This is a genomic window from Flavobacterium macrobrachii, assembly GCF_014486675.1.
Taxonomy (GTDB): domain Bacteria; phylum Bacteroidota; class Bacteroidia; order Flavobacteriales; family Flavobacteriaceae; genus Flavobacterium; species Flavobacterium macrobrachii.
In genome coordinates, this window is the sequence record NZ_JACTAC010000032.1 from 1 (window position 1) to 13,680 (window position 13,680).

The following is a 13,680-nucleotide window of genomic DNA, read 5'->3' on the forward strand; positions in this document are numbered from 1 at the left end:
ATAAAATTATTAAAAATTATAAAAAAATGTTAAATTTTTTTGTTATTTTCACACAATATTACTGAAATAATGATTGTTGGAAAATGATTAGAAAATTAGACAAAAGATTATCCGATATTTTTATTTACGGTTTTTGATAGTTTCTATAATTGAAATTATTGCAGAATTTTTTAATGATGTTCAGCTAATATGGATTTTTAAACCAATGTTAATTCCACTTTTATTAGCTTTTTATGTAGTTAAATCAAAAAAAGTAAATTTATTTTTTGTTCTTTCTCTCTTATTTTCATGGATAGCTAACTTAATATTTATATCTAAAGAAACAAATGATATTCTATTGGGTTCATTTTTCTTTTTAGTTTATAGATCTTTGATTATTTATTTAGTTTTTAAATTGGTTAAATTACCCACAAAAACACCTCTAATACTAGGTTCTATTCCGTTTTTATTTATTTATACTACGGTGTGTTTTTTGTCTTTTGAAGTAATGGGAAATTCTATATTGGTATTCATCGTGCATACTCTTTTTATTGTATTTTTAGGAGGTTATAGTTTGGGTAGTTTTATTATTACGCCATCTAAATCTAATTTGTATCTATTTGTTAGTACAATGCTTTTTGCAGTTTCTCAATTTGTTTTTGTGTTAAAATTTTATTCAAGATATGATTATTTGTTGCATTCAGTTGCTATGCTGTTATTTGTTGTGGCTCAATTTTATTTAACAAAATTTATTTTGATAAAAGATTCGCCAAAGACAAAGTATGAATTTGTTACAAGTGTAAAAGAATTATAATTTTTTATGAATAATAGAAAAGTGTTAACAAAGAATTTGATGTATCTATTTTTTATGGTTTTTATCATAGAAGTTACTGCTGAATATTTAGTGTTCAAGCCTTTGATATTGATATTTAAACCACTTATTCCATTGGTAATTATAATGATGTACTTGTTTGAAAGTGAAATTAAAAGTAAGATTTATGTTTTGATAATGTTTTTATCACTTGTTACCAATTTGCTTTTTATTCCAAATACTGATCAAGCACTTTTTTATGCTTTATTAGTGTTTACATTGCATAGAATTTTATTGATTATTTTTATTTTGAAAATGAATAAAAAAACTGATTTTGTGCCTTTGATTATAGCGACTTTACCTTTTTTAATTGTTTTTTCGTATTTGTATTTTGAAACACCAACATTTCCTGAGAATAATTCCATTATATTGATTGTACAAAATGTTTTAATTTCAATTTTTGTAGGTATATCATTGTCAGGTTATGTTATGAATGACAACAAGCAAAATTCAATTTTATTAATTAGTGCATTGTTGTTTGTGTTGTTGCAGTTTTCTGTATTTATTGAAAAATTCTATTTAGAAAATGAGTATAGCCAGGTTTTAAGACCACTATCAATGTCGTTAAATGCGATGGCTTTCTTCTCGTTTTATCGCTATGTAATTGAAGCTGAAAAAGCAATTAAATAATAATTGATTTTCCCTCAATTATTTTTGATTTATCATTGTTAAAATAAAAATCAATTCGACCGAGATTTAATCCATAACAACCAACCTGATTTACAATAACATCTTTTCCTTCAACATTTTTTAGAATTGTTGGTTTGTCTAAAAAAGTATGTGTGTGTCCGCCAATAATTAAGTCAATATCTTTAGTAATTGTTGCCAATTTTGTGTCGCTAATTTTTTCAGGTTCATTTTTATATTGATAACCAAGGTGCGATAGGCAAATTACTAAATCACATTTTTGTTCGTGCTTTAAAATGTTAGTTATATCTTGAGTAATTTCCACCGGATTTATATAAACTGCTTCTTTATAATTTCGTTTATCAACTAAACCTTCTAGTTCAACGCCTAGACCAAAAACACCAACTTTAATACCGTTTTTATTGAAGATTTTATAGGGTTTTATATGTCCATCAAGTATAGTGTTTTTTAAATCATAATTTGCATTTACAAAACTAAAACTCGCATTGGGTAATTGATTGTATAAGCCGTCAATTCCGTTATCAAAGTCATGATTTCCAATAGTTGCCAAATCATATTTCATCATGCTCATTAATTTAAATTCAATTTCACCTCCAAAATAATTGAAATAAGGCGTTCCTTGAAAAATATCGCCTGCATCAAGTAAAAGCAAATTGGAATTTTCTTTTCTAATTTGTTCAATTAAAGCAGCTCGACGAGCAACTCCGCCCATATTTGGATTTTTTGGATGATTTTCTGGAAAAGGATCAATGTAACTATGAACATCATTCGTGTGCAAAATCGTTAAATGTTTGCTATTTATAGTAGAAAAACTACTTAACGAAAGTCCACCAAGTCCTAAAAAAGCTGAACTGATAGCTGTTTTTTGAATAAAATCTCTTCTTTTCATAATTATTCTTCTTTTATTCTTTCGTTAGTATTAGCTTTGATTTCTTTATTGGTTTTAAAATAATCAATCATTACGTTTCTCAACTTATAATCCAAATCATATTTTTCAACACTTTTTTTGAAGAAAACCATGTTGTCGCCACCATTTACGAGGTAATCAGAAGTTACTACGTAATAAATTTTGTTTTTATCCAATGGTTTTCCTTGTACTATAATATCTTTTACGCTTTTGTCTTTTGCAATAGTAAAATTCATTCCCGATAATGGATGCGGCTTTTTTTCGGAAACAATATAAGTGGCAATATCTTCAATTTGTTCACCTTTTAAACCCACAACAATTGTAGTATTTTCAAAAGGCATTACTTCATAAGCTGTTCTAGTAGTGATGTTTCCACTTGGAATGATTGAGCGAATTCCACCGTGATTAAGTAAACAAATGTCTATAGTTTTGTTTTCTCTTTTTTGAAAAACGGGATTGGTTTTCTCCAAAGTAATATCCGAAAGAAAATTTCCAGCCGAGGTTTGCCAAACACCATTTTTATCCAAAGTTATCGGCGCAAACGACAAAACTTGACTTAAATCATCATTGATTTTATCTCGATAGGGTTTGATAAAGTTTTCAATTTCAGAACTTTCTGAAATAATGTTTTCAATTCCAATTTTTTTGCCTTCAATTCTTGATACATGATACTTTTTTTCTGCACAAGAAAAGAAAAGCGTAAATGTTAATAATAAAACAAAATGTTTTAATACAACGTTATAGTTTTTTAGTTTTACCATCGTAAATGCCACCAAATTTAGTAAATTTGTAATCCAAGTAAAAGTACAATGTTTTTCAATTATATCAAGGAACTTTTAACGAAAAAAATAGTTAAGAAAAATTTATCAAATGTAAAACTTTCATCTTCTGATGGATTGATAAAAACAGTTGGGATTGTTTTTGACGAAACTTATTTTTATGAGAAAGAAGATTTAGTCAAAGAATTGGTAAGTGAAGGAATTTTGGAAATCAATATTAAAGTTTTGGTTTTTAAGGATAAAATTAAAAAGAACGAAACATTTGACTATCCTGTTTTTAGTTACAAAAATCTAAGTTGGAACGGAAAAATTGAAAAACTCGAAGTACAACAGTTTGTAAACGAACCGTTTGATTTATTAATAAACTACTATGATATCGAAAAAGCAGCATTATTGTTAGTTTCTCAACTGTCGAAAGCAAGTTTTAAAGTAGGTTTTAGTGTGGTTGATAAACGGTTAAATCATTTTATGATTGATACCAATGCTGAAAATCACAAAATTTTTCTAAACGAATTGTTCAAATATTTAAGAATACTTAATAAAATTTAATATGCAATCACTTATTGGAACTGGAGTTGCTCTAGTTACGCCGTTTAAAAAAGACTTTTCTGTAGATGTAGAAGCTTTAAAAAGAATTGTGAATTTCCAAATCGACAACGGAATAGATTACCTTGTTGTACTTGGAACAACCGCTGAAACGGCTACATTAAGTAAACAAGAAAAAGAACTTGTAATTCAAACAATTGTTGATTCTAACAATGGAAGATTGCCTTTGGTTCTTGGCGTTGGAAGTAATAATACTCAAGAAGTGATTGATGAATTACAAACAAGAAATTTATCTGATTTTACCGCAATACTTTCGGTTTCACCATATTATAACAAACCAACTCAAGAAGGAATTTACCAACATTTTAAAGCTATTGCCGAAGTTTCGCCTTTACCAATAATTCTTTATAACGTTCCGGGAAGAACAGCAAGTAATATGTTGCCTTCAACGGTTATACGACTCGCAAATGAATTTAAAAATGTAGTTGCAATAAAAGAAGCTGCTGGCGACATTGTTCAAGCAATGACTTTGATAAAAAATAAGCCAAAAGATTTTCTAGTAATTTCTGGCGATGATATGATTACGTTGCCAATGGTTTTGGCTGGTGGAGTAGGAGTTATCTCGGTTATAGCAGAAGGTTTTCCAAAAGAATTCTCCGAAATGGTTCGTCTAGGATTGAATAAAAGGGTAGATGAAGCATACAAAATTCATTATTTGCTTGCAGATTCTATCGATATGATTTTTGAACAAGGAAATCCAGCTGGAATTAAAGAAATATTCAAATCATTAGGATTATCTGAAAATACAGTTAGATTACCTTTGGTTAATGTTAATGAAGATTTAGCAAATAGATTGTATTATTTTGTGGATAGAGTCACTAATATGTAGTCGTTTTTTTAATCGAAAAAAAAATATTTTGTATTCCATAATTAATAACTAAATTTGCAGTTGATTTTTTAAACTCATCAAAGGCTTTAAAATTGGGCTGAATAATAAATTAAATGAAGAAATTTTTAGTATTTTTTACTTTTGTTTTGCTTTTTTCGTCTTGTAGCGAATACCAAAATGCATTGAAATCAGAAGATGTTGCAGTAAAATATGAAGCAGCAGAAAAAATGTTTGAAGCAAAAAAGTACAGCAAAGCCATTCGATTATTTGAACAAATTGCACCAGCTTACAAAGGGAAACCTTCAGCAGAGAAAATGTTTTACATGTATTCTCAATCACTGTATTTAACCAAACAATACTATTCAGCAGGTTATCAGTTTGAGAGTTTTGTAGCAAATTATCCAAAAAGTCAAAAACTAGAAGAAGCATCTTTTCTAGGAGCAAAATGTTATTCTAAACTTTCCCCAGTTTACAGTTTAGATCAAATCGATACTTACAAGGCTATTGATAAAATTCAAGCGTTTATAGATGAGTATCCTGAATCGTCTTATTTAGCCGAAGCAAATATTGTTGCAAAAGATTTAAGAGAAAAATTAGAAAAAAAAGCCTTTGAAGTAGCTAAACAATATAACACTATTGAAGATTACAAATCAGCTATTGTTGCATTAGATAATTTTATGATTAATTATCCAGGAACAATTTACAAAGAAAAAGCATTATACTATAAATTTGATTCTTCATATAAGCTTGCCATTAACAGCGTTCCGTCCAAAATGCAAGAACGTTTAGAAGACGCAAAAACTGCTTATAATAATTTGGTAAAATTAAATACCAATTCAGAATTTAAAAATAAAGCCGATGAAATGTTGGCACGAATTGAAAACGATTTAAAACAATTTTCTAAAATAAATTAGTGATGGATTTAAAAAAGACGAATGCACCAGTAAACACAATTACTTACAACAAAAGTCAAATTGAAGAACGTACTGGTAACGTTTATGAAGCTATAACAATTATGGCAAAAAGAGCAAATCAAATTAACTCTGAAATCAAAAAAGAATTGATTGAAAAGTTAGATGAATTTGCTACTTACAATGATAGTCTTGAAGAAATCTTTGAAAACAAAGAGCAAATAGAAGTATCTAAATTCTATGAGAAATTACCAAAACCTCATGCACTTTCTGTTCAAGAATGGTTAGACGATAAAATCTATTATAGAAATCCAAACCAAGACTAAAAAAGTATGTCGGTTTTAAGCGGAAAAAAAATAGTACTAGGAATTTCTGGTGGAATTGCCGCATATAAAACCGCAACATTAGTTAGGTTATTTATAAAAGCAGGTGCACATGTCCAAGTGATAATGACACCTGCTTCTAAGGATTTTATAACTCCGTTAACATTATCCACTCTCTCAAAAAATCCTGTATATTCTACTTTTTATAATGAAGATGACGAGAATGCACAGTGGAATAATCACGTTGAACTTGGTCTTTGGGCTGATTTTATGTTGATTGCTCCAGCAACAGCCAATACGTTGTCAAAAATGGCAAACGGCAATTGTGATAATCTTTTAATTGCTACTTATCTATCTGCAAAATGTCCAGTTTACTTTGCGCCAGCTATGGATTTAGACATGTATAAACATCCATCTACGATGACTAGTTTAAAAGCTCTGCAAGAATTTGGAAATATCATGATTCCAGCCGAAAGCGGTGAACTTGCCAGCGGATTATCAGGCGAAGGAAGAATGGCAGAACCAGAAAGTATCTTAGCTTTTCTTAAAAAAGATATCGAAAGTAAACTTCCTCTTAGAGGAAAAAAAATATTGATTACCGCTGGACCAACCTATGAAGCTATTGATCCAGTTCGATTTATAGGAAATCATTCTTCTGGAAAAATGGGATTTGATATTGCAAATTGTGCTGCAAATCTTGGTGCAGAAGTTACCTTAATTTCTGGACCAACACATTTAAAACCTGCAAATTCTTCCATCAATTTAGTTCGAGTTGTTTCTGCACAAGATATGTTTGATGCATGTCATCAGTATTATGAAACATGTAATGTAGCCATTTGTGCCGCAGCGGTTGCTGATTATAAACCAAAACAAGTAGCCGAACAAAAAATTAAAAAATCAGAAGTCGAATTTTCTATAGAACTCGAAAAAACCAAAGATATATTGGCTTCTTTAGGTAAAATAAAGAAAAATCAATACTTAATTGGCTTTGCATTAGAAACTGAAAATGAAATTGAAAATGCTAAGTTGAAAATTCAGAAAAAAAACTTAGATTTGATTGTTTTAAATTCGCTTCGTGATGAAGGCGCAGGATTTGGAAAATCTACCAATAAAGTAACTTTTATTAGTAACGATTTTGCAATTGAACCTCAAGCGCTTAAATCAAAAGAAGAAGTAGCAAATGATATTGTTAACAAAATAATTTCATATTATGAAAAAGACATTTAGTGTATTTTTGTTGTTGTTTTTTTGCTCAGTAAACGCTCAGCAATTAAATTGTACCGTTCAAATTAATACTGACAAAGTTGCTACAACCAATAATCAGATTTTTAAAAATTTACAAGTTGCTATTAGTGATTTTGTAAATAAAACTGATTTTACTGGAGAAGCATTGAAGCAACATGAAAAAATAAGTTGTTCTATGGTTATTATTATTAATAGTTTTGAAAATAATAACTTTTCTGCTTCAATCCAAGTTCAATCGAATCGTCCAGTCTTTAATTCAACTTATTCAACTCCTGTATTCAATTTTAATGATAATGATTTTTCGTTTAGATATACTGAATTTGAAAATTTAATTTTTAATCCAGCAACATTTGAATCAAATTTAGTTTCTATGTTATCTTTTTATAGTTATATAATATTAGGATTAGATGCTGATACATATAAATTAAATGGTGGACGAGATTGGCTAGATTTAGCGCTTCAAATTCAAACTGCTGCGCAACAAGGAGGTTACCGCGGTTGGAGTCAATCTGATGGCAATCAAAATCGATTTTTTTTAATAAATGATATACTTTCTGGTACATTTCAACCTTTTCGAGATGCACTTTATGCATATCATAGAAACGGATTGGATATAATGACAGAAGATATAAAAATAGCAAAAGAAAATATAATTGGTGCAGTTGAAATTCTTTCTTCCATATATTCTTCTCGACCAAATGCATTCTTAACCAGAGTTTTTTTTGATGCTAAATCCGATGAAATAGTCTCGGTTTTATCTGGTGGACCAAATATGGATATTAGAACTTTTGTTGATAAATTAAACAGAATTTCTCCCGTAAATTCAAGTAAATGGACAACAATTAGATTGTGATTTTCTACTTCTCAATTTAATTTTTAATTATGATAACATCACTTTCGATTGAAAATTTTGCATTAATTGAAAAATTAAGCATCGATTTTTCTCGCGGTTTTTCTGTAATTACTGGTGAAACTGGTGCAGGAAAATCAATTCTTCTTGGTGCTTTGGATTTAGTTCGTGGAAAACGAGCCGATTTAACTTCGTTGAAAAATAAAGATGAAAAATGTGTTATTGAAGCTGTTTTTACTATCGAAAATTATGATTTAAAATCTTTTTTTGAAGAAAATGATCTCGATTACGAAACCGAAACTATTATAAGAAGAGAAATTTTACCTAGCGGAAAAACACGAGCTTTTATCAACGATTCGCCAGTTAATCTTCAGCAGTTACAATATTTGAGCGATTATTTAATTGATATTCATTCTCAGCATCAAACACTTGAATTGAGTAATCAAGATTTTCAAATTACTTTATTGGATTCATTAGCAAAAAATCAAAATTTAGTTAGCCAATACAAATCAGAATTATCACTTTATAAAAAAATAGATAACAGTTTAAAGGAATTAATTTCAAATAAAAATTCGTTAGACAAAGAACAAGATTACAATACCTTTTTATTGGAAGAATTGCTTGCGGCCGATTTAAAATTGGGCGAACAAGAAATCTTGGAAGGTGAATTGGAAATGCTAAACAATGTAGAACTCATCAAAGAAAACATTGAAAAATCGATTGCAATTTCTGAAGAAGAACAATTTGGTGTAATTCAAAATTTAAAGGAAATTAGAATTTCACTTCAAAAAATTAGCGGATTATCTTTAGTCTATAATCAACTTTTTGAAAGAGTAAATAGCGTTGTTATTGAACTTGAAGATATTAATCAAGATTTGAATAGCGAGCTTGAAAAATTAGTTTTCAATCCTGAAAAATTAGAATTGGTTAATCAAAAATTGCAAACTATTTATTTGCTTCAAAAAAAGCATCAAGTAGAAACAATAGATGAATTAATTGCAATAAAAAATGAATTGGATGCCAAAGTTTTTTTGTCAAATGATATTGAAAACCAAATAGCAGCTTTTCAAAATCAGCTTCAATCGAAGAGAGATTTATTAGATGAAGTGAGCAAAAATATTCACGAGAATAGAGTAGGAGTTGTGCCTAATTTAACCCAACGATTGAGTGCAATTTTATTACAGCTAGGTATGTCAAATGCTCAGTTTCAGTTTGAAATTAATTTTGGAGAAAATTTTCTTTCTAACGGAAAAGACGATGTTCAGTTATTATTTTCTGCTAATAAAGGTTCCAATTTTGGATTGTTGAAAAAAGTAGCTTCTGGCGGAGAAATGTCTCGAATTATGTTGGCAATAAAATCGGTTTTAGCAGAAGAAACAAAACTTCCGACCATAATTTTTGATGAGATCGATACTGGAATTTCGGGAGAAATAGCCAATAATATGGCAGAAATTATGAAGAAAATGAGTAATCAAATGCAAATTTTCGCGATAACTCATTTGCCACAAATAGCTTCAAAAGGCGAAGTACACTATAAAGTTTTTAAAACAACAAAAGAAAATACAACAGTTTCCGAAATTATATTGCTTAACGAAAATGACAGAATTCTTGAAATAGCTGAAATGTTATCGGGCAAAAATCCATCAGAATCGGCATTGACACATGCTAAAACATTATTAAATTAATTGATTACTTTTGTAAAAATTAGAATAACAAATAACTAAGAATATGATAATCGAACCAAGAATGCGAGGTTTTATTTGCCTAACAGCTCATCCAGATGGTTGTGCTCAAAATGTAAAAAACCAAATCGAATATGTAAAATCAAAAGGTAAAATAAACGGTGCAAAACGCGTTTTAGTTATTGGAGCTTCAACAGGATTTGGATTGGCATCAAGAATAACGAGTGCTTTTGGTTGTGATGCTGCAACCATTGGTGTGTTTTTTGAAAAAGAACCATCAGCTGGAAAAACAGCAACTCCAGGTTGGTATAACTCAGCTGCATTTGAGGACGAAGCTACTAAAGCAGGATTATATACTAAAAGTATCAATGGCGATGCGTTTTCAAATGAAGTGAAACAGCAAACAATCGATTTGATTAAAAAAGATTTAGGGCAAATTGATTTGGTAATTTATAGTTTGGCTTCACCAGTAAGAATGCATCCAACGACAGGAGTTTTACATCGTTCTACATTAAAACCAATTGGAAATACATTTACAAATAAAACCGTTGATTTTCATACAGGTGTAGTTTCGGATGTAACGATTGAACCAGCAACTCAAGAAGATATTGATAATACTGTGGTTGTTATGGGCGGAGAAGATTGGTCAATGTGGATGAATGCAATGAAAGAAGCTGGAGTTTTAGCCGACGGCGCAATGACGGTTGCTTATTCTTATATTGGACCAGAAGTTACAGAAGCTGTTTATAGAAAAGGTACAATTGGTAGAGCAAAAGATCATCTAGAAGCAACCGCTTTTGATATTACAAATGATTTAAAAGCAATCAACGGAAAAGCATTTGTTTCAGTTAATAAAGCATTGGTAACACAAGCAAGTTCAGCTATTCCAGTAGTTCCATTATATATGTCTTTATTATTCAAAATAATGAAAAAAGATGGAAGTCACGAAGGATGTATCGAACAAATGCAACGATTGTATTCGGATAGGTTGTATAATGGTTGCGAAATACCTACTGATGAAAAAGGAAGAATTCGAATTGATGATTGGGAAATGAGACAAGTTTATCAAGATGAAATAGCTGAATTATGGAAATCAATCAGCACTGAAACACTTACAGAAAATGGAGATTTAACAGGTTATAAAAGTGATTTCTTAAATCTTTTTGGTTTCGGATTTGATAGTGTTGATTACTCTGCAGAAGCCAATGAACTAAAAATGGTTGCAAGTATTAAAAATTAGATTTTATCAACATTTTTTGAATTTTATTAAAAACTCACAAATTATACTTGTGAGTTTTTTTATTTATTCATAAATTTAAGCCAATTAACTTTTAAACTAATAATATATGAAAAAAATCTACTTATTTCTTTTTACTTTGTTGTTTGCCTGGCAAGGCTATTCACAAGTAATTAATCAAAACGCAGCTTGGCCTAATGCATCTTGGACTGTAACTGGTTCATATAATTCTGGTCCATTAGCATTTGAAGCAAATCCTTTAACTAGTTCAAATTTCGCTTTTGATGACGATGATGCAGGTAACACCTCTGATGATCAAATTGCTGCCGAATCTCCAGTTATAAACTTGACAGCTGCATTTAATGCAGGAGAAAAACAACTCAGAGTAACTACTCAATATGTATTTAGAACACTTTCAGCAAATATTTTAAGATTAGAATATTGGAATGCAGATACTAATCAATGGGTAGCATGGGGTACGGATATACCTGGAAATAATACTGTTGTTAACAACGAATTTTGTACACCAGCAAAAACTACTTTTACAAGTACGGAATTAAATTTTTCAAGCTTCACTCCAACACAGTTGGCTGGATTTAAGTATAGAATTTATTTCAATGATTCAGTGGCTGGTTCGGCTTGGGTTTGGGGTTTTTGTTTTGACTCTCCTACTATTGTGTCATCTACACCTCCAGCTTCAGCTCCAGATTGTCCAATTAATCCAAGCCCAGCTAATGCAGCTACAGGTATAAATGGTTTTGGAGATGTTATTTTGTCTTGGGATATGGCTACAACAGGTGGAGAACCTACTTCATATGATGTTTATGGTGGAATTGATCCAATGGATTTAACTTTTTTTGATAACGTTACTGAGACTACTATAAATGCAGGAGCAATCGAAGCTTATGATTTAACAGTTTATTGGCAAGTAATTGCAAAAAACAGTGCTGGTGAAGCAATTGGTTGTGCAATATGGAGTTTTACAACTGAGTCATCACCTGGATATTGTTTAAATGATGAGTATGGCCAATGGCCAACTGGTGCAGCTGGATACACTCCAAATATATGTGATGGATTAACTGTTAATAACGTAACAACTGGTGGTTTTGCTAGTGAGTATTCTTTGGTAAATGTAACAGCGGGTGAAACTTATATTTTTAGAAGTTCTGTAGTAACAGATTTTATTACTATAAGTTCTGATGGAGGTCTTACAGCTGTAGCATTTGGTACTTCACCACTGACTTGGGTTTCTAATGTAACAGGTCAAGTTAGGTTTTACACTCACGTAAGTAGTAATTGTGAGTCTTCAAATTCCAATAGAACTCGTTCTGTTATCTGTGGTGTTCCACCAGCTGATTCTCCTGATTTTGTTAGCTTGCAATGGCCACCTAATCTTGATGTTTTCCAAGGTAATTCAGGAACAGTTTATGGAAGAATTTATGAAGCTGGTCTCACTGATACTACAACAGGACAGCCAGCTGGTATATTGGCTTGGGTTGGAATAAGTCCAGAAGGTCAAAATTCAAATCCTAATACATGGAACACATGGGTTCCGGCGACTTTTAATGTAGATGCTGGTAATGATGATGAATATCAAGCAAATATTGGAGCCAATCTTGTACCAGGAACATATTATTATGCTACTAGATTTAATCTGAATGGCGGTGCTTATGTTTATGGAGGAATAAATGCTTCAAATCCAAATAATGGAGGTAATTTTTGGGATGGTACAGCATTTGTTAGTGGTGTTTTAGTTGTAAATCCACCATTACCACCAGCTAACGATGAGTGTATTGATGCTACAGTGATTCAATTAGATGAAGCTACATGTAATGGAACAAACACAAATGGTACTAACTTGGGAGCAACAGATTCTGGTGTAGAAGCAGCTGCATGTTTTGAATATGGTGAAAATGATGTTTGGTTTTCTTTTACAGTTCCTTCAAACGTAGCTACTGTAGATATCTCAACTGATTTCTTGGGTGGAACTTTAGTTGATACTGAAATTGCTTTGTATGCTGGAGGTTGTGACGGTTTAATTGAATTAGCTTGTGATCAAGACGGTGGAGAAACAATTTTAACAAATGGAAGTTCATATAATTCACTAATTACAAATACTGATGTAACTGTTGGAGATACTTATTATGTTAGAGTTTCAGGTTTTTCTGAAGATGATGCAGGGACATTTTGTTTGAAAGTTTCTACCAATCAATTATTAGCAAATGATAATTTTAGTTTTGAAAGTTTAAAATTATATCCAAACCCAACTAAAAACACTTTGAATGTTTCTTACAATCAAGAAATTTCTAATGTTGAAGTATACAATTTAGTTGGTCAAAGAGTAGCAAATCTATCACCAAATGCAAATGAAGGACAACTTGATATGTCTAATTTAGCAAGTGGAGCTTATTTTGTAAAAGTTACTTCTAATAACGCAACTAAAACTGTTAAAGTTATTAAAGAATAAGTTTTTTAATCAAATAATTTTAAAACCATCTTGAGTAATCAAGGTGGTTTTTTTATTTAAAAGTGTATTAAAGAAAAAAGAGGATTTATAATACAGTTATTTCTTCTAAATTTTATCAAAAGTTACTTAATTATTTATAAAGGTAAAATTGGAATAGCGAAAAATTATGATAGGATGAAAAGTAATTACGATTTCTTATAAATTGAAAAAGAGTTAACCGACAAGGCAATATTAACAGTGTATTGTTGTCACAATTGATTTAGCAACTTTACTGTTTTCCATTTATGCATCATTACTTTTAAAAATTATGAAGTTAATGTTAAATATTGATTTTAATTACAAGACA

Annotated in this window: 13 protein-coding genes; 11 read left to right on the forward strand and 2 right to left on the reverse strand. The window is 30.3% G+C overall.

All coding sequences use genetic code 11. The features are described 5' to 3' along the window. Positions 1-133: 133 nt before the first annotated feature. Both IAI56_RS16430 and IAI56_RS08575 read left to right on the forward strand, forming a co-directional pair. The gene (locus IAI56_RS16430) at positions 134-793 is read left to right on the forward strand and encodes a lysoplasmalogenase family protein (protein ID WP_369075491.1); all 660 of its coding nucleotides are present in this window, start codon (positions 134-136) and stop codon (positions 791-793) included. 6 nt (positions 794-799) lie between these two features. After that, positions 800-1,480 carry a lysoplasmalogenase family protein gene (locus IAI56_RS08575; protein ID WP_187657482.1) on the forward strand — a complete coding sequence of 227 codons (681 nt, stop codon included), beginning with the start codon at positions 800-802 and terminating at the stop codon, positions 1,478-1,480. Here the strand turns inward: IAI56_RS08575 and IAI56_RS08580 are convergent. Next, positions 1,473-2,387, reverse strand: a complete 915-nt coding sequence (locus IAI56_RS08580; protein ID WP_187657483.1) for a bifunctional metallophosphatase/5'-nucleotidase — start codon at positions 2,385-2,387, stop codon at positions 1,473-1,475. The genes IAI56_RS08575 and IAI56_RS08580 overlap by 8 nt on opposite strands. A 2-nt stretch (positions 2,388-2,389) precedes the next feature. Continuing rightward, entirely contained in the window at positions 2,390-3,166 is a 777-nt protein-coding gene (locus IAI56_RS08585) for a 5'-nucleotidase C-terminal domain-containing protein (protein WP_187657484.1), read from the reverse strand. Positions 3,167-3,214: 48 nt separating this feature from the next. On the opposite strand from IAI56_RS08585, the gene IAI56_RS08590 reads away from it, so the two are divergent. The 9 genes from IAI56_RS08590 (at position 3,215) to IAI56_RS08630 (ending at position 13,334) form a co-directional block, all read left to right on the forward strand. Next, positions 3,215-3,733 (forward strand): DUF6913 domain-containing protein, encoded by a 519-nt coding sequence (locus tag IAI56_RS08590; RefSeq protein WP_187657485.1) that lies wholly within the window; start codon positions 3,215-3,217, stop codon positions 3,731-3,733. A 1-nt stretch (position 3,734) separates the two neighbouring features. Next, positions 3,735-4,619, forward strand: coding sequence for a 4-hydroxy-tetrahydrodipicolinate synthase (gene dapA / locus IAI56_RS08595; RefSeq protein ID WP_187657486.1), 885 nt, complete (start codon positions 3,735-3,737; stop codon positions 4,617-4,619). A 113-nt stretch (positions 4,620-4,732) separates the two neighbouring features. Next, complete coding sequence (locus IAI56_RS08600) at positions 4,733-5,533, forward strand: outer membrane protein assembly factor BamD (protein WP_187657487.1); 801 nt, start codon at positions 4,733-4,735, stop codon at positions 5,531-5,533. Positions 5,534-5,535: 2 nt separating this feature from the next. Further along, positions 5,536-5,856 carry a DNA-directed RNA polymerase subunit omega gene (locus IAI56_RS08605; protein ID WP_187657488.1) on the forward strand — a complete coding sequence of 107 codons (321 nt, stop codon included), beginning with the start codon at positions 5,536-5,538 and terminating at the stop codon, positions 5,854-5,856. Between the two features lie 6 nt (positions 5,857-5,862). Beyond that, the gene (coaBC, locus tag IAI56_RS08610; protein WP_187657489.1) at positions 5,863-7,080 is read left to right on the forward strand and encodes a bifunctional phosphopantothenoylcysteine decarboxylase/phosphopantothenate--cysteine ligase CoaBC; all 1,218 of its coding nucleotides are present in this window, start codon (positions 5,863-5,865) and stop codon (positions 7,078-7,080) included. Continuing rightward, positions 7,064-7,951 carry a type IX secretion system protein PorD gene (gene porD, locus IAI56_RS08615; protein WP_187657490.1) on the forward strand — a complete coding sequence of 296 codons (888 nt, stop codon included), beginning with the start codon at positions 7,064-7,066 and terminating at the stop codon, positions 7,949-7,951. Before coaBC ends, porD begins: the two co-directional genes overlap by 17 nt. Positions 7,952-7,980: 29 nt before the next feature. Further along, positions 7,981-9,633, forward strand: a complete 1,653-nt coding sequence (gene recN / locus IAI56_RS08620) for a DNA repair protein RecN (protein ID WP_187657491.1) — start codon at positions 7,981-7,983, stop codon at positions 9,631-9,633. Between the two features lie 43 nt (positions 9,634-9,676). Further along, complete coding sequence (gene fabV / locus IAI56_RS08625) at positions 9,677-10,870, forward strand: enoyl-ACP reductase FabV (RefSeq protein ID WP_187657492.1); 1,194 nt, start codon at positions 9,677-9,679, stop codon at positions 10,868-10,870. A 106-nt stretch (positions 10,871-10,976) separates the two neighbouring features. Then, the gene (locus IAI56_RS08630; RefSeq protein WP_187657493.1) at positions 10,977-13,334 is read left to right on the forward strand and encodes a T9SS type A sorting domain-containing protein; all 2,358 of its coding nucleotides are present in this window, start codon (positions 10,977-10,979) and stop codon (positions 13,332-13,334) included. Positions 13,335-13,680: the final 346 nt, after the last annotated feature.